The organism is Methylocystis sp. ATCC 49242 (genome assembly GCF_000188155.2).
In the GTDB taxonomy this organism is placed as follows: Bacteria; Pseudomonadota; Alphaproteobacteria; order Rhizobiales; family Beijerinckiaceae; genus Methylocystis.
Genome location: NZ_KE124774.1, coordinates 2,493,132 through 2,512,475 on the forward strand (window position 1 = coordinate 2,493,132; position 19,344 = coordinate 2,512,475).

Sequence of the window (19,344 nt, forward strand, 5' to 3'; positions counted from 1 at the left end):
CGGCTCGCTCAATAGTCGATCGACGCAAAAAATATGGCGAAGAGTCCGTCGAGCACGATCACCATGAAGATCGACTTGACCACCGACGACGTCACCTGTCGGCCCAGCGATTCCGCGGAGCCCTTCGTCTCCAGACCATCCATCGCCGCGATCAGGCCGATGACCAACGCCATGAAAGGGGCCTTGATCATTCCGACGAGGAATGTGTGAAGGGCGATCGCCTCCTTCAGCAGCGACAGGAAGGCCGCCGGGCTGATTCCGCCGTAGCTCCACGACACCAGCAGGCCGCCAAACAGCGCCGCCATGTCGGCGATGAAGGTGAGAATCGGCAGCGAGACGATCAGCGCCAGCACGCGCGGCGCGATCAGCACCTCGATCGGCGAGAGGCCCATGACGCGCAGCGCGTCGATCTCCTCGCGCATTTTCATCGAGCCGATTTCGGCGGTGATCGCCGAGCCCGAACGTCCCGCGATCATGATGGAGGTGAGCAATACGCCCAGTTCGCGCAGCACCAGAATGCCGATGAGGCTGACGGTGTAGCTGGACGCCCCGAATTTCAGCAGCTGGAAGATGCCCTGCTGCGCGACGATGGCGCCGACCAGCAGATTGATGAGAACGATGATCGGCGCGCTGCGAAAGCCGATCGTCTCCATGTGAAAGACGAGCGACGTGAAGCGAAAATGCCCCGGGTGGGTGGCGACATAAGCCATCGCCGCGATGAATTCGCCGAGAAAGGCGACGCCGCGATAGAACTCGCGAAGCGCGTCGACGACAGAAGCGCCGAGATCGGCGAGAAGATCGACAATCGCGTTGAAGCGCCGGCGCGGCGGTTTCTCGAATTCCCGGAACGCCGCTTCCTCGAGCATGGTGTGATGCTCGGGCCGCGCGTGCGCGAGCGCTACGCCGACATCGGCGTGCGCGAGCTCATGCCGCGCGCGGTTGATGAGCCATGCGCCGGCGGTGTCGAGCTTCTCGACGCCGGAGAGATCGATCGTGACGAATTTCACGCGCCCGCCCTCGTCGACGAGCTGCTGCGCCTTCTGCTCGAGCCGGCGCGAAGCGATAAGGATCCAGTCGCCCGAAAGCGCCAGACGCTCGCCGCCGTTTGCAATCACGACGTCGGGAGGATGATGAACGGCGTCGACGGTCATGCGAGCTCGTTTCGTAATGTCTTGCAAAATGTCTTAACTTCGTGAATTGCGGTCAGCAAGCGCGTCCGCGCACATTGCGAGCGCAAGAACCTGACGAAATGATTGTAATCGGAGCAAAAACTTGCGTATCGAGCTGACGCTCGCCGTCGAGGCGTTTCCAATTGCGGGCCGATTCGTGATTTCCCGTGGCGCCAAGACCGAGGCGCGCGTCGTAACCGCGACGCTGCGCGCCGGCGGCCAGATCGGGCGCGGCGAATGCGTGCCCTATGCGCGCTATGGAGAAAGCGTCGAGAGCGTCTGCGCCGCGATCGAAAGCGCGCGCGCCGAAATCGAGGCGGGGGCCGATCGCGCAGCGCTGCAAAGTCTTTTGCCCGCCGGCGCCGCGCGCAACGCGGTCGATTGCGCCATGTGGGATCTCGAGGCCAAGGCCGGCGGCCGGCGCGCCCATGCGGCGGCGGGCTTCGCGCGCCTTGTTCCCCTCGTCACCGCCTATACGCTCTCGGTCGGGACGCCCGAGGAAATGCGCGCCGCGGCCCTGATGGCCGCCGACCGGCCGCTGCTGAAGGTGAAACTCGCCGGCGAAGGCGACGACGCCCGGCTCGCCGCCGTGCGCGAGGGCGCGCCGCACGCCCGGCTCATTGTCGACGCCAACGAGGCGTGGAGCGAGGACTCGCTCGTCGCCCAGCTGGACGCCTGCGCCCGATTCGGCGTGGCGCTGGTCGAGCAGCCGCTGCCGGCCGGCCGGGACGAAATGCTCGCGAAAATCGCCCACCCGATTCCGATCTGCGCAGACGAAAGCGCCCATGAGACCGCTTCGCTCGCCGGCCTCAGGGGACGCTACGACGCGGTCAACATCAAGCTCGACAAGACCGGCGGCCTGACCGAGGCGCTGGCCATGGCGCAGGCGGCGCAGGCGCAGGGCTTCGCCATCATGGCGGGCTGCATGGTGGGCACGTCGCTCGCCATGGCCCCGGCGACGCTCATCGGGCAGATGGCGGAATTCGTCGACCTCGACGGGCCGCTGCTGCTTGCAAAAGATCGGGAGCCCGGCCTTGCCTATGAAGGCTCGACCCTGATGCCGCCGCCCCCGGCGCTGTGGGGCTGACTACATCCCCTCGACAACCGGCTCGCCGGCGTTGAGCCAGGCGAGTATGCCGCCGCCGAAATGGGTGTCGGCGTCGCGGCGGCCCGCGAGCCGCGCCTGCTCCATGGCGCTCACCGACCGGCGGCCGGAGCGGCAATAGATCACGACCTTCTGGCCCTCGCCCGCGACCGGCAGTTTCGAGGGATCGAATTTCGACAGCGGATTGAACAGCGCGCCCTCGATATGGCCGGCGGCGTATTCCTCCGCCTCGCGCACGTCCACGAGAAGGATCGAGCCGTCGGCGAGGCCGGCCTTGAGCTCGTCGAGGGCGATGTCGTTGAAGGGGGCGGAGAGGGTCATCTTTTCTATCCCCGGAATTTTTGCGTCCCGCGTCCTTCGCACGCCGCTCGACGATCGTCCAGCGCCGATGTAGACAACTGTTTTTACAAAAGGATTTGGCAACCCTCCGGCGGTTCGCGGAAACTCCGTAGCTGAATCCGGCTGATCTGAAGATTTCCGCAACGCCGAATTTACAATTGTCGGCGAAGCTCTGGCGTCCGAAGCTTAAGCGCTGGAAGTTCTGCACTCATGCAATTGCGGCATATCGCCAATCGCGGCGCAGAGGCCCCCGTTTCCCGTCCGCCCTCCTCCATCCTCAAGACGCCGCTCGCCCCGCCGCCGGCTGCGGCCGAGCCCGCCTTCGGTCCGGACGCGCGCGCGATCCTGTCGTCGATCGGAGAGGTCGTCTACCATTGGGACATTGCGACGGACCGGCTCGACTGGGGCGCCAATCTCGCGGAGGCGCTGGGGCCGATCGCCGCCTGCGATCTCGGGACGGGACTCGCTTTCGGCGAAAGGATCGCCACCGAAAGCGTCGCCTCCCGCTATGACGTCGTCATGCAGTCCGAGGCGAAGGATTCCGGCGAGGGAGTCGCCTATCAGGTCGTCTATGCGCTCGCGCCCCCGCGCGAACATGGCCCGGCGCAGCCCGTCTGGGTCGAGGACACCGGCCGCTGGTTCGCCGATTCGGACGGACGGCCGGCGCGCGCCCATGGCGTCGTGCGCGTCGTGACCGAGCGCCATGAAATGGAGCGCAAGCTCGCGCTCGGCTCGCAGATCGATCCGCTGACCGGCGTTCTGAACCGCGCCCAGCTCTCCGAACACGTGCAGCGCTTCCTCACGCAGAGCGAACGCAACCGCAAGCCTTTCGCGGTCATGCTGGTCGCGCTGGAAAACCTCTTCGCGCTCAACCGCACCTATGGCTATGACGCGGGCGACGAGGTGATCGCGGGCCTTGCGCGGCGACTGCGGGCGAATGTCCGCGTCTGCGACATCGTCGCGCGGCACGCGGGCAACAAATTCGCGCTGGTGCTCGACAATTGCGACACCGAGCAGACGCTCTCCGTCGCCCGCCGCCTGCTCGATCTGGTGAAGGAGACGCCCTTCGAGACCTCGGCCGGCGCTATCCCGGCGACGATCCGCATCGGCGGCGTCATCGGGCCGCGCGAGGGCCGCGCGCCGCAAATTCTCTTCCAGCACGCCGAGGAGGCGCTCGACGTCGCCCGCCAGGGCAATGGCAAGCGCTTCGTCGCCTACACCGCCTCGCTCGCGCGCGAGGACGCGCGGCTGCGCGCCCTTCAGGTCGCCGACAGCATCGTTTCCGCACTGAACGACCGGCGTGTCGAACTCGCCTTCCAGCCGATCGTGCACGCCGCGAACGGCAAGGTCGCGTTCCATGAGGCGCTGCTGCGCGTGCGTCTGGCGGATGGTTCGATGGTCGCGCCGGCCACGATCCTCCCGGTGGCGGAAAAGGCCGGCCTCGTCCGCCTTCTCGACCAGCGCGTGATGGAGCTCGCGCTCGAACGGCTCGCGGCGGAGCCCGATCTGCGCGTGTCGGTCAATTGCTCGATGGCCTCGATTCTCGATCCCGAATGGCCGGATCGCCTCGCGAGCGCGATCACGATCAATCCCAGCGTCGCGCAGCGTCTCATCGTCGAGATAACCGAGACGAGCATGATCGAGGATTTCGAGACGACGCGAAATCTCATCGCCTCCTGCAAGCGCCTCGGAGTCAAGGTGGCGATGGACGATTTCGGAGCCGGCCACACCTCCTTCCGCAATCTGCGCGATCTCGCCTTCGACCTCGTGAAGATCGACGGCGCCTTTGTGCAGAACATCTCGACCTCGGCCGACGACCGGTTCTTCGTGCGCACGCTCATCGACCTCGCGCGCCATCTCGAACTTGAGACGGTCGCCGAATGGGTCGAGGACGAAGAGACCGCCGAAATCCTCCGCGAATGGGGCGTGGATTATTTCCAGGGCGCCTATTACGGCCGCGCCGAGTCTCGCCCGGCCCCCGAGGAAGGGGCGCGGCGCGCGATTCCCGCGATTTGAGGACAGCGCGCGCCGTCGATCGGCGCTCAGCCTGTATTGCGCAGGCCTGCCGACACGCCGTTGATCGACGTCAGAATGCCCTCGCGAATCTCGGCGTCGGTCATGCCGGAGCGATGGCGCCGGATGAGCTCGACCTGCAGATAGTTGAGCGGCGCGATATAGGGGAAACGGTGCTTGATCGAACGCGCCAGCGCCGGATTGTCCGCGAGCCGCTCCTTCGAGCCCAGAATCTTCTCCAGCGCGTCGACGGAGCGCGCATGCTCGGCCTCGATCATGCCGAAGATGCGGTCGGCCAGCGCGCGATCCTCGACGAGCCCGGCGTAATGGCGCGCAATCGAGAGGTCGGTCTTCGACAGGATCATGTCGATGTTGGACAGGAGCGAGCGGAAGAAGGGCCATTCATGGGCCATGCGGCGTAAAAGCTCGAGGCGCGCCTTGTGGTCGGTCTTCAGATAGCCCGCGATCGCCGAGCCGAAACCATACCAGCCGGGCAGCGCGACGCGCGCCTGCGCCCATGAGAAGCTCCACGGAATGGCGCGCAGATCCTCGATCTTGCGCGAGGGTTTGCGCGAGGCCGGACGCGAGCCGATGTTGAGCGAGGCGATTTCCGAGATTGGCGTCGAGGAGAAGAAATAGTCGACGAAGTCGTCGGTCTCGTAGACGAGCCCGCGATAGGCGGCCATGCCGGCCTGCGAAAGTTCTTCCGCGATCTCCAGAAACTCCGGCGGCGGCGCCTTGTGCTGGGAGAGGAGCGTGGCCTCCAGAGTCGCCGCTACGAGCAGCTCCAGATTGACATGGCCGATCTGCGGATTGGCGTATTTCGCCGCGATCACCTCGCCCTGTTCGGTGAGGCGGATCTGGCCGTTCACTGTGCCCGGCGGCTGGGCGAGAATGGCGTCGTAGCTCGGGCCGCCGCCGCGCCCCACCGTGCCGCCGCGGCCGTGGAACAGCCGCATGGTGATGTTGGGCATGGAGGAGAAGAATTCCGCGAGCGCGGTCGAGGCGCGATAAAGCTCCCAGATGCTCGTGAGAATGCCGCCGTCCTTGTTGGAGTCCGAATAGCCGAGCATGATGTCCTGCTGGCCGCCGGAGCTGACGACGAGTTTCGCGATGCCCGGCAGCGCATAGAAGTCGCGCATGATCGGGGCGGCGTTGCGCAGGTCGCCGATCGTCTCGAAGAGGGGCACGACGATGAGGTCGGCGGCCGAGGAATCGGCGTCGCGCGGATCGAGCGAGCCGCGCATCAGGCCGCATTCCTTCTGCAGCAGCAGCACTTCGAGAAGATCGCTGACCGTCTCCGTGTGGCTGATGATGTAATGGCGTATCGCCTCGTCGCCATAGAGACGGCGCATCTCGACCGCGCGTTCGAGGATCGCGAGTTCGCTCATGGCGCGCTCGCTGTAGATCCTTCCCGGCAGGCGCACGGGCCGCGGGTCGCGCAGGAGCTGCATCAGCAGCTGCTGTTTTTCCTCCTCCGGGAGAGCGGCGTAATCGTCGGCGATGCGCGCGACGGCGAGCAGCTCGGTGAGCGTCTCTTCGTGGCGGTCGGAACTCTGGCGCAGATCGAGCGTCGCGAGATGGAATCCGAAAACCTCCACCGCGCGGATCAGCGGTTCGAGGCGTTGCGTGGCGATCACCTCGCTGTGATGCACGCGCAGCGATTCGTCGATCGTCACCAGATCGGCGAGGAAAGCCCATGAATTGGCGTAAGGCTCGCCGGGCGCGAGCGCGTGGCGCACGGCCTGCCCGCCGGTGAGTTTTTCCAGCGTGCCGGCGAGGCGGGAATAGACGCCGATCAGCGCGCGGCGATAGGGTTCGTTGTCGCGATGCGGATTGTCGTCGCCCGAACGCGCGGCGAGCTCCTCGAGCGCGCGGGTCGCGCCGGCGTAGCGACGGGAGATCGAAAGCTCCGCGCCGAGCTCGTGGACCTCGAGGAGATAATAGCGCAGCGCCGTCTCGCATTGCATGCGCATCGCGGTCGTGAGCGAATCGACCGTGACGTTGGGATTGCCGTCGCGGTCGCCGCCGACCCAGGCGCCCATGCGCAGGAAGGGCGGCACGCGCAAACCTTCGAGCCGCGCCTCGATCTCGCCGTAGAGCTTCGGGATTTCGCGCAGGAAGGTGGATCGGTAATAGCTCAGCGAGTTCTCGATTTCATCGCGCACCGTGAGCCGCGACTCGCGCAGAAGCTCCGTCTGCCAGAGCTGCGAGATTCGCGCGCGAAGCTGCAATTCATTCTGCGCGCGCTCGGTCTTGCCCTTCAGATTCTCGCGCGCGGCGAGCAGGGTGAAGATCGCCCGTTCGGCGTCGAGCAGGCTCTTGCGGCGCACTTCGGTCGGATGGGCCGTGAGCACGGGCGAAATCCAGCCGCGCGACAGGGCCGCCGCGATCTTGCCTGCGCCGACCGCCGCCTTGCGCAATGTCGCGAAGGAGCGGGCGAGGCTCGGCCCCCCCGTCGGCGCACCGCCGGCGGCCTGCGCCCGCGCGCGCTGCTGCAGCGGATGCAAGTCTTCCGCGATATTGGCGAGATGGGAAAAATAGCTGAAGGCGCGGATGACGGCGCCGGCCTCCTTGGCGGTCAGCGACCGCAGAAGCGCGTCGAGCTTCTCGGCCGCGTCCTTGTCCTTGTTGTGGCTGGCGGCGACCGACAGCCGGCGGATCGTCTCGATGCGCTCGAACGCCTCGGCCCCCTCGTGCTCGCGCACGGCGTCGCCGAGGAGGCGCCCCAGCAGACGAATGTCCTCGATCAGGGAGGCGTCGCTGCGCGCGGCCTCGGCTTCGGCCGGAACCGGAGCCGGAACTGCGGCTGCCTGCGCTTCCTTCGTCTGTGCGTCGACCTGCATGATCCCTCTGAACCCTTGAAATTCGAATGCGCCCCCGAGACGCCGTCTTGCTGCTATAGCAGGCTTGCGGCGGGTTTTCGACGCGGCCCGGAAAAATGGAGGACCTCCGGCGGCGGACGTCAGGGCTGACCGGCGATTTCCGGCGCGGTCGGGAAGCGATCGGTCCGGAAGCTGAGCTGGCGCATCCTCGAAGTCCTTCGCGGAGGGGGAGCGCTTCCGCGCCCGGGCGCGGGGGTCGGCACTTGTTCCAAACCGCCCCGCCGCTTATAGACCACCCGCGGCCAAAATTCGTCAATCACCCGCGCTCTCGCGGTCTACACGGTCACGTCATGCTCGACACTATGGAAATCGCCCTTTTCTCCGGGCTCGGACTGTTGTTCGCCATTGGCCTCGCCGTCCTTTCGCGCTGGTCGAAGACGCGGCCGGGGCTGCTCGCGGCCTATGCGCTCATCGCTGTCTCCTTCCTTTACGTCGGCTTCGCCATCCGCGCGGAGAATTACGAGACCTGGATCGGCTTCGAGATGACCGCCGTCGCCTTCTTCGGCACGCTCGCCGGCCTGTCGATTGTCGGGTCCCCCTGGTTCGTCGTCGCGGGCTTCGCGCTGCATCCGTTCTGGGCGCTTTACGTGCATTATATCGGCGCGGGCTCGGCCTTCGCCCCCGCGCCCTTCGTGCTGGCGACCGTCGGCTTCGACGTGGGCGCGCTGCTCTATGTGGGTTATATGGCGTTGCGCGGACGCGCCGACGCCAAGGCGCAGACCGCGGCGCCGGAGCGAAAGCTCGCCGCGCGCTCGCAGAACAGAAAGTGAGCTGCGGCATGAACGCTCCCGCCGACTTCAACATCCGCCACGACTGGACCATCGACGAGATCGTCGCGATCCACGACCTGCCGCTGCTCGACCTCGTCGCGCAGGCCAACGCCGTCCACCGCCGTTATCATGACGTCAACGACGTGCAGAAAGCGGCGCTCCTCTCGATCAAGACCGGCGGCTGCCCGGAGGATTGCTCCTACTGCCCGCAGTCGGCGCACCACCGCGAGGTCAAGCTCGACCGCGTCGATCTCATGCAGACATCGGACGTGCTCGACGCGGCGAGAGCCGCGAAGGAAGCCGGCGCCGATCGTTTCTGTATGGGCGCCGCTTGGCGCTCGGCTCCCCGGGACAAGCGTTTCGACGCGGTCATCGACATGGTGCGCGGCGTGCGCGAACTCGGCATGGAGGCCTGCGTCACGCTCGGCATGATCGACGAATCGCAGGCGAGGCGCCTCGTCGAGGCGGGGCTCACCGCCTACAATCACAATCTCGACACGGGGCCGGAATTCTACGGCGACATCATCACCACCCGCACCTATCAGGACCGTCTCGAAACGCTGAAGGCGGTGCGCGGCGCGGGGCTGGAGATGTGCTGCGGCGGCATCATCGGCATGGGCGAGAGCGTGCGCGACCGCGCCGGCATGCTGCAGGTTCTCGCCGGCTTCGATCCGCATCCCGAAAGCGTGCCGATCAATACGCTTGTCGCCGTCGAGGGCACGCCGCTCGCCGAACGCGAGCAGGTCGATCCGCTCGATCTGGTGCGCATGATCGCCACGACGCGCATCGTCATGCCGAAGGCGCGCGTGCGCCTGTCGGCCGGTCGTTCCTTCCTGACTCGCGAGGCGCAGATCCTCTGCCTCGTCGCCGGCGCCAATTCGATCTTTTACGGCGAGAAGCTGCTGACAACCGGCAACGCCGGCGTGAACGAGGACGACGCGCTGTTCACCGCGCTAGCAGGGCGCGGAGCTTGCGCGCAGGCCTGAGCCGGGGCGCGCCCGACATTCGGGCGCGCATAGCAGCCGCTCCGCCGGGCTATGATCTCGGCGTCTGGCGTTACGGGTCGTCAACCAATCCGAAAACAACACTTCGAGAGGCGGATGTGGTCATCGGACCGCATGACAATGCAGTCGCCTCGCACGGGGACGACCTTCGAGTTCTGCTTGCGCCAAAGCCTCGGTTTGAAATGACAGCCCAGAGCAAATTCGGTGAATTCCCGAAATGGCTGAGGTTTTATTTCACATCGCGAGCCCGCAGAACCCAGCCAGAATGGTCGTTGTTGGACGTCGGCGCGAATTCGACCACGATGTTGTCCGCCATTGGCGCGATAATTGAAGCAGATGTCGACCGGCTGTGGCGACGCATGAACCGTTTGTCGTCATGATGAGGTCGATCGGCTCCGATTTTTAGAGCGCGCCATTTCGACCGGCAGACTTTGCGCCGGTCATCGCATCTGCTCAACGACATTCAATTCCTTCAAATCATAACTTGCTGAAAAAATTAGATTACAATCCGCAAGGCCCTTCACTGCCGATGGTTGCAAAAGGGATGAGGCGCATGCTTATGTGGCTGATCGAAACGCGATCAACGCCTGCGGAGAAAACTGGATGCTCATCAGACGCATCGATGCGCCCAGGACAAATGCGGGCAACGTCGCCTCGACACTGCCTGATTCCTGCCAAGGCGACTTTCAGCGCTTTGATTTTGAACCTCCGCAGCCCCATCGTCACACGCACTTTTTTTCTGTCCTGAACGCCAGGTCCATGGAGCCATTCAAGAACGAACTCTGGCTTAATCGTAGTGGGCTTGGAGGCGTTTCAGCGCTGATCGCCAGAAATATACGTGTCGTCGGGGCCAGCGTCCTATATTCGAAGGACGCCCTATTTTTGCCGGATGAGGAGTTCCCCGGCTACCTGGAGCAATTATTCAGCAACCCCGTCAGGAAAAATAAGCACGATCAATTCAACTCTGCGCCGCCAGATCTTGTTCTTGAGCATGCCTTCGTCATCAGTCATTTTCTTTCGAAAATTTATGGGCACTCCTTACTTGAGGTTTTTCCGAAGCTGGCGCTCGTAAAGCATTACTATGATCACGGCATGAAAATCCCGATTCTGCTCGGCCACTCCGAGCCGGGGTTCGTTGCTGATTTCATCCGCATTGCCATTCCCGATGCGGTCATAGTGGAGATGTTGAGTGAAGAGGGAGCGCTGGTGAAAAACTGCCTGATTCCTTCTCAATGTAAAATGTATTTGCTTACTCCCTTTCACAGGAAATTTTTCGACGAGCTGGCGAATAAATGCCAATCTTTATATGCCAACGACGTCATGCCTGACAAGATTCTCGTGTCGAGGGAGAACATCGCCGCCAATTTCCGCGACCTCGAAAATTGGGAGGAAATCAAGCGGATTGCAATAGATTATGGCTACTCCGAAGTGTGTCCCGAGAAATTGCCGCTGGCGCAGCAAATTTCGATGTTTGCCCGAGCCAAGAGCATCCTGGGTGAATATGGCTCAGCGCTGCATAATTCCATCTTTGCGCAACAAAAAACTCACGTAATTGCGCTCAACTGGATAAACATGGTCCAGCAAGCAATCGGTCTCGTTCGGGGACAGGCAAATATTTTTATTCTCGGCGATGACGGCAAGCCGGTGCTGGCGCCGCCGCCTAATACGGCGGGCCCTATTCCCATCCAAAAATTCAGCGTGCCCTGCGACGTAGTTTCACAAGCGTTAGACTTTGTGAACGGAGAAATGTAATGCCGCTCTATAAGATGGACGGTAAGTTGGCGCTTTTTGTGCATGTTCCCAAGGCGGGGGGAACCACTATCGAATTTTGCCTTGCGCGCTACTGCGTTGGCTTTCTCGATCGAGAGTTTCGTCCGGGCGTCTTTCCATGTTCGCCTCAGCATTTTCACGGCAAAATGATCGAGCAGCTCTTCAATGTGAAAGAACTGGATTATATTTTCATGACCGTTCGCCATCCGGTTTCGAGGCTGAAGTCAGAATACAAGTGGAGACGCCGCTTCTTCAAGCTCGAGACTGAATTCAACGAATGGCTGGTTTCCAGCCTCGCCGCCTTTCAAAAAAACAACTTTGTCTATGACAACCATCTGCGGCCAATGGTCGATTTCCTCCTCCCTTCCGCGGAGGTCTTCAAACTGGAGGATGGGCTGAGCGCCGTGACGGCCAGACTGGAAGCTCTGATGCCCGGAACCAAACTAGCATTAAGTCCCGGGCATGAAATGTCGAGCGGCGATGCGCCTGAAAACCTGGCTCTATCGAAAGACGCTCTGAGCCTCGTCGAAAATATTTATCGCGAGGACTTTGATCGATTTGGGTATTGACATCGCCGCGCAGAATCCCCCTCGCCCGCGAAGTTGATACGCCGTAGGTTCCATCGGATCACGAATGTCTCACGGTTCCTGAGCGACAACCGACTTTTGCCGAAGCTCACCCGCCTCACCCGTTCCCCGGCTCGAACTTCCGGGCTGGCGAAACGGCCGGCCTCGCAGCAAGAATTATGGTCGCGGCATGTTCAACCATTGTATCGGTCGATATACGATCATCACTGACCGAGGGCCCCGATGCGATCCCACAACCACCGCTTTCTTCTCGCCGGCGTAATGGGCTGGCCCATTTCCCACTCGCGCTCGCCGAAAATCCATAACTACTGGATGAGCCAGTACGGGATCGACGGCGTCTATGTGCCGCTCGCGATCGAGCCCGGCAAGCTCGAGGCCGCTCTGCGCGCCCTGCCGGCGTTGTGTTTCGCGGGCTGCAATCTCACCATCCCGCACAAGGAAGCGGCGCTGAACTTTCTCGATCGTATCGAGCCGGCGGCGGCGCGCATCGGCGCCGTCAATTGCGTCGTCGTGGGACAGGACGGCGAACTCATCGGGCGCAATTACGACGGCTATGGCTTCATCGCCTCTCTACGCGAAGCGGCGCCCGATTGGGGCGCCGCGCGCGCGCCCTGCGTCGTTATCGGCGCCGGCGGCGGCGCGCGCGCCATCGTCTCGGGGCTGATCGAGGCGGGCGCGCGGGAAATCAGGCTGTTCAACCGCACGATGGAACGCGCGAAGGCGCTCGCCGCCGATTTTGGCGGGCCGGTCCGCGCCTGCGCATGGCAGGAGCGGCATGAGGCGCTGGCGGGCGCGGGGCTACTCGTCAATACGACAAGCCAGGGCATGGTCGGCCAGCAGCCGCTCGATCTGTCGCTCGCCGCCCTACCCGCGACAGCGCTTGTCGCCGACATCGTCTACGCGCCGCTGGAGACGCCTCTTCTCGCAGAAGCCCGGCGGATGGGCGCGACGGCGGTCGACGGACTTGGCATGCTCATGCATCAGGCGCGGCCGGCCTTCCGCGACTGGAGCGGCGTCATGCCGGAGGCGACGCCGGAGTTGCGCGCGCGGATCGTCGCGACGCTGTAAGGTAAAAAAGGCGGCGCCGGCGGCCTGGAGACCGCCGGGCGCCGCCCGTAAAAGGCTGCGAGTTCGTTACGCTGCGCGCGCGCCGCACAGCGGCGCGACCGATACGGTCGCCATGCGCTGCGCGAGCGTCATGACTTCCTTCGACTGGCGAAGGAAGGCTTCGAAACGCTCGCCGGCGAAGCGCGACTGGAGGGCGGCGGCCTCCTCGAAGGTCTTCGCCCGGGCGATCTGCTCGGCAAGGTCGAGGAACGCCTGAGCGTTCTCCGCCCAGAGCTCGAAATATTTTTTCGACCAAAGCGACGCGTCGAAATCGAAAGCCGCGCTGAACTCTTGCGAATCAACCGATTCGGCGACCACGGGGGTCGGCAGAATCGCGACGGCGGTCGGTTCCGGCGCCTTGGCTTCGCTCATGATCTCTATTGTTTTCGCTTCAACCACGGGCGCGTCAGCGGCGGCCGCCTCGGCGATTGCGTCTTTCGCGACCGTTGTATCCTGCGGCGCGGCCGCGGGAGCCTCCCGCTTCGTCTCCGCAGGCTTCGATTCGCCGGACTTCATTGGCTTTCCAGCATTGCTGTTCTGCGTCGCCATCTGATCGCTCCTTATGGTTGAAGATCAGGATTTGGTGGTCGTCGAACGCTGAAACGCGGCGCCGAGCTCCTTCGTCTGCTCCTGAATTGCGGTGAGCTGGGATTTCACGAATTCCGACTGGAGCTGGAAGACTTCCTGCGGATCCTTGGCGTGGACCAGCTTCTGCGCAAGATCGAAGGCGGCGTTGACATTGGCTTCCGCGAAGGAAAGCGCCTTGACGCCGACGTCCTTCGCGCCGGGGGGCACGATCGGCAGATCGGTCGTGGAGTTCAGCGCCTTCTGGGCGGCGCCGGCGAAACCTTCGAATGCCTTGCGCGCCTGCTCGACGCTCTTTTCCGCAAAATCGCGCACTTCGTTCGGAACCTGATAAATTGGATCTACCATGGACGTTGTCCCTCATTCATGTGTCGCCGCCCCTGAAACCAAGAATGGCGCGGCGCGCCCCGATTTCGACGCTCGGCCGATGGGCAGGAGAGACTCTGCCTGAATTGATATTGCAATGCAATATAAATTGTGCGGCGCGTCAATCTGTCCCGCTGGCGCGCAAAAAAGTGGCGGAAATCCGTGAAGTGACATGGACCGCCTCGATTCGAGCGATTAAGTTCCTGTTAACTGGCAGCGCCAAGCCAAGGGCGGCGGTCTCCTCGTCCCGCTCGGCGTTGCGTCAGTCGTTCAGTGGAGTTCCGTCGATTGGGGCGGCAAGCGAGATGAGCGGTTCGGACGTGAACCTTGACGAGGGCGGTCTCGCGGCCAGGCGCATTGCGGCGGACCCCGCCTTTTCGGCGCTCGACGCCTCGGGCGCGCCGATCGTCGCCGCGAGCGGCGACCCGCTCGCCGTCGTCTACCTCAACGCCTCCGCACGCCACATTTTCGGCGAGGACGCCGAACGTCTCGGCGCGCGGCTGTTTTTCGGCGACGAGCCAGGCGCCCGGCGCCTCGCCGAGCTCGTCGAGTCGGTGCGCCATGGCGCGGCGTTGCGACTCGAGCGTCTGCGTTTTGATCTTGGCGACGAGCCCCGCACGATCACCGTCCTCTGCCGCAAGCTTGCGGGCGAGGACGGCGCGCCCTGTTTCGTCATCGCCGCGCTCGGCGTCCGGGCCGAAGCGCCGCAGGCGCCTTCTGCGCCGCCGTCGCCAGCCCCGGCTTCCGCTCCTGTCGCTTCCGGCGGCCTTTCCGCCGCGACGATCGCCCTTCGGGAGAGGCTCGTCGCGCGCCATGGCGCCCGCGCCCCGCGTTTTCTCTGGAAAACGGACGCCGTCGGCCGGTTCATCGACATCACCCATGTGCTCGCGGATGTGGTGGGTGAAGAAAGCGCTGATATTCTTGGCCGCCCGGTAGACGAGGTGGCGAGGAGCTTCTCGCTCGACTCCGCCCTGACGCAGGCCATCGCCGCCCAGAAATCCTGGAGCGGCGTCGACGTCGACTGGCCTCTCGAAAATCTTTCCGAACGCGTGCCGATGACGCTCGGCGCCCTTCCGACGACCGATTCCGATCGCCGCTTCGCCGGTTTCCAGGGCTATGGCGTGCTGCATCTTTCGCGCGCCTATGTCGCCCCCGGCCAGCAGGCCGGGGCGGGCGCGGCGCCGCCACCCGAAAAGGAAAAGCCGCCGCCGTCCGCTCCCGCGCCGGAACGGGACGACATCGGCTATCGCGCCGACAATGTCGTGCCCCTGCGTCCGTCTGCGGCCACGCCGCGGATCGAAGAACCCCGCGACCCGGCGGCGGACGCGACGCTGACCGCCTCGGAGCAATCGGCCTTCGACGAGATCGCCCGCGCGCTGCTCGCGGGCGACGCCAGCGGCGATGACGCGGCGGGAACGCCCGCCGACGCGCTGGAGGAAACGGAATCCGCGCCGGCGGAAGCCGAACCGGCCGCCGCCCCCCGCGCCCGCGACCGCACGGTGGAGGAAGTGCTCGACCGCCTGCCGGTCGGCGTCCTGATCGCGCGAGGGGCGGACACGCTTTTCGTCAACCGCACCCTGCTCGACTATCTCGGTTACGCCGACCGCGCCGCCTTCGACACTTATGGCGGTCTCGCGCGCATGTTCTTCGGGCGCGGTCCGGGCGAGCCCAACGGCCACGCCGGCCCCGCCGCCGTGCAGTCGAGCGACGGCGAAAGGCTGGACGTCGACGTGCATTTGCAGACGCTCGAATGGGAGGGCGAGGCGGCGACGCTGCTGACCCTGCGCCGCAACCACCACCGCCCGCGCGGCCCCGACGAAAGCGCGCTGGCGCTCGCCCGCGAGATGGAGGCGCGGCTCGCCCGCGTGCGCGCAAACAATAATCTTCTGCGCGCCGTTCTCGAATCCGACGGCTCCGCGATCGCGATCGTCTGCGATGACGGGCTGATCGAAAGCGCCACAGCGGGCTTCGCCGCGCTGTTCGGCGCCGAGACGGGCGCCTTCGACGGGCTCCCTCTCGCGTCGCTCTTCGCGGCGCAGGAAGGGCGCACGATCGCCGGCCTCATCTCACGGGTGAAGAGCGAGCAGAACGAAACCGCCCGCCTCACCGCCCGGGCCCGCGGCGTTCCCATCGAGGCGTCCCTGCAGCGCCTGCCTGTCGGCGCCGGCAAGATCTGCGTGCGCCTGAAGGAGCCGGCGGCCGATCGCCGCAACGACGAACTGGAGGCCGCGCGCGTCGCCGCCGAACACGCCAGCGCGGCGAAATCCGACTTTCTGGCGCGCGTGAGCCACGAAATCCGCACGCCGCTCAACGCCATCATCGGCTTTGCGGAAGTGATGATGGAGGAGCGCTTCGGCCCGATCGGCTCCGAGCGCTACAAGGAATATCTCAAGGACGTTCACGCGTCGGGAACGCATGTGCTCTCGCTCGTCAACGATCTGCTCGATCTCTCGAAGATCGAGGCCGGAAAGCTGGAGCTTTCCTTCGAGCGCGTCGACGCCAACGCCATCATTTCCGAATGTGTGTCGATCATGCAGACGCAGGCCAATCAGGGCCGCGTGGTGGTGCGCCTCGCGCTCGCGCAGCGCCTGCCGCCGATCCGCGCCGACGAGCGCTCGCTGAAGCAGATTTTACTCAACCTTCTTTCCAACGCCGTGAAGTTCAACGAACCCGGCGGACAGGTGATCGTCTCTACCGCGCTGACCGAAGCGGGCTATGTCGTGATCCGCGTGAAAGACACGGGCGTCGGCATGTCCGACGACGAAGTGGAGACGGCGCTCGAACCCTTCAAGCAGATCGCAACCTCGCGCAAGGTGCGCGGCACTGGCCTCGGCCTGCCTCTGACGAAAGCGCTGATCGAGGCGAACCACGCGTCCTTCACGATCAAGAGCCGCAAGAACGAAGGCACGCTGATCGAAGTGGCGTTTCCTCCGCCGCAGGTGCTGGCGGCGGAGTGAGGGGAAGAACGCCGCCCAGCGGACCTTTGTAATTAATTGTAAGAGATTCATTCGCGGCGACGTACGAAGAAAAAGAAACATTGGCGCATGTCCATTCCTGATTATCAATCCCTGATGCTTCCGGTTCTTTTGGCTTGCGCCGGCGGAGAAACCCGTATCGGAGAAGTCATCGAGAAACTCGGTGATCAACTTGCGTTATCGCCCGAGGATAGGAGCCAGTTGCTGCCGTCAGGCGCACAAACGGTTTTCGCGAACCGGGTGCACTGGGCAAAGACATATCTCGGCAAGGCTGGCTTGGTGGAGAGCACTCGACGCGGTTATTTTCAAATCACGGCGCGCGGGCGCGAAGTCGTTGCAAAGAAACCCGTCCGGATCGACAATGCGTTTCTTCGTCAATTCGAAGAGTTCGAAAAATTTACACGGGGATCGCCTGAAAAAAGCTCGCATGACCAAGGTGCGAGCGAGCCGGCCGTTGAAGTCGAAGAGACGCCCGATGAACTCATGCGACTGGCGCACAAGAAAATTGAGGCGTCGCTCGCAAGGGACTTGCTCGAGCGCGTTCGCAAGGCGCCGCCCGATTTCTTTGAACGTCTTATTGTCAGTCTGCTGCTGAGCATGGGTTACGGGGGATCGGTGACGGACGCGGGTCGCGCGCTCGGTCGAAGCGGTGACGATGGCGTCGACGGCGTTATCGACCAGGACGCGCTCGGATTGGATCGCGTCTATATACAGGCGAAGCGTTATGGCGAAGGCAATAGCATCGGATCGGGAGCCATTCGCGACTTTTTCGGCAGTCTGGATCGACATAAGGCGACAAAGGGACTTTTCGTAACAACTTCCGGTTTCTCTCCATCAGCCATCGAGACAGCTCAATATCTGAGCAAGCGCATTGTGCTTATCGATGGCGTGCAGCTGTCGAAGTTGATGATTCGGCACAATGTCGGCTGTCGCGTCGAAGACACGCTACAAATCAAAAAAATCGACGAGGATTTTTTCGAATAGTGGAAAAGAGGCGTTCGCCATTGAGCGAGCGAATCGTTGCGCGCCTACCTCACCTTCGCCGAATAATTAGACGCGTTCAGCTTTCCCGCGCAGGCCTTGCGCGCATAGGTGATCAGATGCTTGGCGAGAATGCCGACGCTGATCACATCCTCGATCCGCCCCGTCTTGATGCGCGGCCAGGCGTAGTCCCAGAAAATTCGGCGATAGTTTGCAATGACGCCGAGCTTCCAGCAGATCTTGAACAGCATCGTGAATCCGCGCCGCACATTCTTTGGCGTCACCTGCCCCGGCGGGCGCGGACGCGGCCGGCGGTTGGGGAAAGTGTGCTGCGTGAGATGATGGTAGCGCGCAAAGAGCCGGGCGGGATCATAGGCGTGGCGCAGGCAATTGCGCCATGTCGCCACCGTCTCGTCATAGGACCGCAGGAACACGACATTCGACTCGCGCCCCTCGTCGTTGCACAGCCGCCCCTCCTTCTCCAGCCTGTCCCATAGCGGCGTCTTTGGCAAGGCCTGCAGCAGATTGATGGTCAGCATCGGTATCTGCGAGGCTTCGATGAAGTCGATGATGCGCTGCTGCGTTTGCGGCCCGTCCGTGTCGAGCCCGACGATGATGCCGGCGACAACCTCCATGCCATGCGCATTGAGCCGCCGCACCGCCTCCAGAATCGGAAGCGTCATGTTCTGCTCCTTGTCGAGCGAAACGAGCGCATCCTCCTCCGGCGTCTCGACGCCGACGAAAATCGTCGTGAAACAGGCGAGACGAAGTTGCGAGAGAAGATCGTCGTATCGCGCGATATTGAGCGTCGCCTCGAAGGCGAAGGAGAGCGGAAAGGAATTCTTCTCCTGCCATTCGATGAGCACGGGCAGCAATTCGCGCAGCGCGCGCCGATTGGCGATCAGATTGTCGTCGACGAAATAGACGGAGGTCGTCAGCCCGCATTCGCGCAGCTTGTCGAGCTCCGCCACGATGCGCTGCGGCGACTTCAGGCGCGGCACGCGGCCGTAAAGCCCCGGAATGTCGCAGAACTCGCAGCGATAGGGGCAGCCGCTCGAAAACTGGATAGAGCCGATGAAATAGTTTTCGAAACTCACCAGCTCATAGGCCGGGATCGGAAACTCCTCGAGCGGCGTGCGCTCGCGCGTCTCGAATCTGATCTGCTTCTCGGGCCGCGCGCAATCGCGCGACAGGCGCGCGAAAAGCTCGCGCGTGGCGTCGCCCATCTCGCCGATGTGGAGATAGTCGAAATCGGGATAGAACTCGGGGCACGCCGAAACCGAGGGCCCGCCGAGCGCCGCGGGCTTGCCGTATTTTTGCGCGCGGCGGCGGATGTCGTCGATCTGGCGCCGCTGCACATGCATGCCGGAGACGAAGACCGCGTCCGCCCATTTGAAGTCGCTGCGTTTGGCGCGCGCAATATTCTCGTCGACGAAACGCGCCTCCCATCCTTCCGGAAGCGCGGCCGCGATCACGAGCAGCCCCTGCGGCGGCATGAAGGCGCGCAGCGTTCCGGTGATGTCATAGGCGTATTCGAGAGAACCGAGCGACGGCTCGTAGCGCGGGAAGACGCAAAGTATGCGGCGTGCAGGGCCTGAAAGCTCAGGCGAAAGCCCGACATTGTCGGCGCTGGCTTGATTGGCCGGCCCCGCGTCTACATTTTGTGTGTGGTCCGCCGCGTCGAGCAT

The 19,344-nt window shown here is 63.8% G+C and carries 15 protein-coding genes; 9 read left to right on the forward strand and 6 right to left on the reverse strand.

What is annotated here, in order from left to right:
- Positions 1–8 precede the first annotated feature (8 nt).
- The gene (locus MET49242_RS14170; protein WP_036283785.1) at positions 9–1,151 is read right to left on the reverse strand and encodes an ABC transporter permease; all 1,143 of its coding nucleotides are present in this window, start codon (positions 1,149–1,151) and stop codon (positions 9–11) included.
- A gap of 121 nt (positions 1,152–1,272) precedes the next feature.
- On the opposite strand from MET49242_RS14170, the gene dgcA reads away from it, so the two are divergent.
- Positions 1,273–2,256, forward strand: a complete 984-nt coding sequence (dgcA, locus tag MET49242_RS14175; protein WP_036283788.1) for an N-acetyl-D-Glu racemase DgcA — start codon at positions 1,273–1,275, stop codon at positions 2,254–2,256.
- Here the strand turns inward: dgcA and MET49242_RS14180 are convergent, their stop codons facing one another.
- Positions 2,257–2,595 (reverse strand): rhodanese-like domain-containing protein, encoded by a 339-nt coding sequence (locus MET49242_RS14180; RefSeq protein ID WP_036283790.1) that lies wholly within the window; start codon positions 2,593–2,595, stop codon positions 2,257–2,259.
- A gap of 228 nt (positions 2,596–2,823) precedes the next feature.
- Here MET49242_RS14180 and MET49242_RS14185 point away from each other — a divergent pair, with 228 nt between their 5' ends.
- Positions 2,824–4,629: a bifunctional diguanylate cyclase/phosphodiesterase gene (locus MET49242_RS14185; protein ID WP_036283793.1), complete on the forward strand. Its 1,806-nt coding sequence runs from the start codon at positions 2,824–2,826 to the stop codon at positions 4,627–4,629.
- 26 nt (positions 4,630–4,655) lie between these two features.
- Here MET49242_RS14185 and ppc read toward each other — a convergent pair whose 3' ends face one another.
- On the reverse strand, positions 4,656–7,472 hold the full coding sequence (gene ppc, locus MET49242_RS14190; protein WP_036283796.1) for a phosphoenolpyruvate carboxylase: 2,817 nt from the start codon (positions 7,470–7,472) through the stop codon (positions 4,656–4,658).
- Positions 7,473–7,801: 329 nt separating this feature from the next.
- Between ppc and MET49242_RS14195 the strand changes: the two genes are divergently transcribed.
- The 5 genes from MET49242_RS14195 (at position 7,802) to MET49242_RS14215 (ending at position 12,710) form a co-directional block, all read left to right on the forward strand.
- On the forward strand, positions 7,802–8,281 hold the full coding sequence (locus MET49242_RS14195; protein WP_036283799.1) for a hypothetical protein: 480 nt from the start codon (positions 7,802–7,804) through the stop codon (positions 8,279–8,281).
- Positions 8,282–8,289: 8 nt separating this feature from the next.
- Positions 8,290–9,267 (forward strand): biotin synthase BioB, encoded by a 978-nt coding sequence (gene bioB, locus MET49242_RS14200; RefSeq protein WP_036283802.1) that lies wholly within the window; start codon positions 8,290–8,292, stop codon positions 9,265–9,267.
- A gap of 579 nt (positions 9,268–9,846) precedes the next feature.
- A complete protein-coding gene (locus MET49242_RS14205; RefSeq protein ID WP_144259628.1) occupies positions 9,847–11,037 on the forward strand; it encodes a DUF563 domain-containing protein in 1,191 nt (396 codons plus the stop codon).
- Positions 11,037–11,624: a sulfotransferase family 2 domain-containing protein gene (locus MET49242_RS14210; protein ID WP_036283808.1), complete on the forward strand. Its 588-nt coding sequence runs from the start codon at positions 11,037–11,039 to the stop codon at positions 11,622–11,624. Before MET49242_RS14205 ends, MET49242_RS14210 begins: the two co-directional genes overlap by 1 nt.
- 240 nt (positions 11,625–11,864) lie before the next feature.
- Positions 11,865–12,710, forward strand: coding sequence for a shikimate dehydrogenase (locus MET49242_RS14215; RefSeq protein ID WP_036283811.1), 846 nt, complete (start codon positions 11,865–11,867; stop codon positions 12,708–12,710).
- 66 nt (positions 12,711–12,776) lie between these two features.
- On the opposite strand, the gene MET49242_RS14220 is transcribed toward MET49242_RS14215, so the two are convergent.
- Entirely contained in the window at positions 12,777–13,298 is a 522-nt protein-coding gene (locus MET49242_RS14220) for a phasin family protein (RefSeq protein ID WP_036283814.1), read from the reverse strand.
- A 24-nt stretch (positions 13,299–13,322) separates the two neighbouring features.
- Complete coding sequence (locus MET49242_RS14225) at positions 13,323–13,682, reverse strand: phasin (RefSeq protein ID WP_036283817.1); 360 nt, start codon at positions 13,680–13,682, stop codon at positions 13,323–13,325.
- Positions 13,683–14,005: 323 nt separating this feature from the next.
- Between MET49242_RS14225 and MET49242_RS14230 the strand changes: the two genes are divergently transcribed.
- Together MET49242_RS14230 and MET49242_RS14235 are read left to right on the forward strand one after the other, a co-directional pair.
- Positions 14,006–16,657 carry a HAMP domain-containing sensor histidine kinase gene (locus MET49242_RS14230; RefSeq protein WP_036283820.1) on the forward strand — a complete coding sequence of 884 codons (2,652 nt, stop codon included), beginning with the start codon at positions 14,006–14,008 and terminating at the stop codon, positions 16,655–16,657.
- An 87-nt stretch (positions 16,658–16,744) separates the two neighbouring features.
- Positions 16,745–17,659, forward strand: a complete 915-nt coding sequence (locus tag MET49242_RS14235) for a restriction endonuclease (RefSeq protein ID WP_036283823.1) — start codon at positions 16,745–16,747, stop codon at positions 17,657–17,659.
- A 44-nt stretch (positions 17,660–17,703) separates the two neighbouring features.
- On the opposite strand, the gene MET49242_RS14240 is transcribed toward MET49242_RS14235, so the two are convergent.
- Entirely contained in the window at positions 17,704–19,344 is a 1,641-nt protein-coding gene (locus MET49242_RS14240; protein ID WP_084679110.1) for a B12-binding domain-containing radical SAM protein, read from the reverse strand.

Excerpts from the sequence above, each read along its gene's own strand:
- MET49242_RS14170 (WP_036283785.1), bottom strand. The coding sequence starts at position 1,151 with ATGACCGTCGACGCCGTTCATCATCCTCCCGACGTCGTGATTGCAAAC.
- MET49242_RS14180 (WP_036283790.1), bottom strand. The coding sequence starts at position 2,595 with ATGACCCTCTCCGCCCCCTTCAACGACATCGCCCTCGACGAGCTCAAG.
- MET49242_RS14185 (WP_036283793.1), top strand. The coding sequence starts at position 2,824 with ATGCAATTGCGGCATATCGCCAATCGCGGCGCAGAGGCCCCCGTTTCC.
- ppc (WP_036283796.1), bottom strand. The coding sequence starts at position 7,472 with ATGCAGGTCGACGCACAGACGAAGGAAGCGCAGGCAGCCGCAGTTCCG.
- MET49242_RS14195 (WP_036283799.1), top strand. The coding sequence starts at position 7,802 with ATGCTCGACACTATGGAAATCGCCCTTTTCTCCGGGCTCGGACTGTTG.
- bioB (WP_036283802.1), top strand. The coding sequence starts at position 8,290 with ATGAACGCTCCCGCCGACTTCAACATCCGCCACGACTGGACCATCGAC.
- MET49242_RS14210 (WP_036283808.1), top strand. The coding sequence starts at position 11,037 with ATGCCGCTCTATAAGATGGACGGTAAGTTGGCGCTTTTTGTGCATGTT.
- MET49242_RS14215 (WP_036283811.1), top strand. The coding sequence starts at position 11,865 with ATGCGATCCCACAACCACCGCTTTCTTCTCGCCGGCGTAATGGGCTGG.
- MET49242_RS14220 (WP_036283814.1), bottom strand. The coding sequence starts at position 13,298 with ATGGCGACGCAGAACAGCAATGCTGGAAAGCCAATGAAGTCCGGCGAA.
- MET49242_RS14225 (WP_036283817.1), bottom strand. The coding sequence starts at position 13,682 with ATGGTAGATCCAATTTATCAGGTTCCGAACGAAGTGCGCGATTTTGCG.
- MET49242_RS14230 (WP_036283820.1), top strand. The coding sequence starts at position 14,006 with ATGAGCGGTTCGGACGTGAACCTTGACGAGGGCGGTCTCGCGGCCAGG.
- MET49242_RS14235 (WP_036283823.1), top strand. The coding sequence starts at position 16,745 with ATGTCCATTCCTGATTATCAATCCCTGATGCTTCCGGTTCTTTTGGCT.
- MET49242_RS14240 (WP_084679110.1), bottom strand. The coding sequence starts at position 19,344 with ATGCTCGACGCGGCGGACCACACACAAAATGTAGACGCGGGGCCGGCC.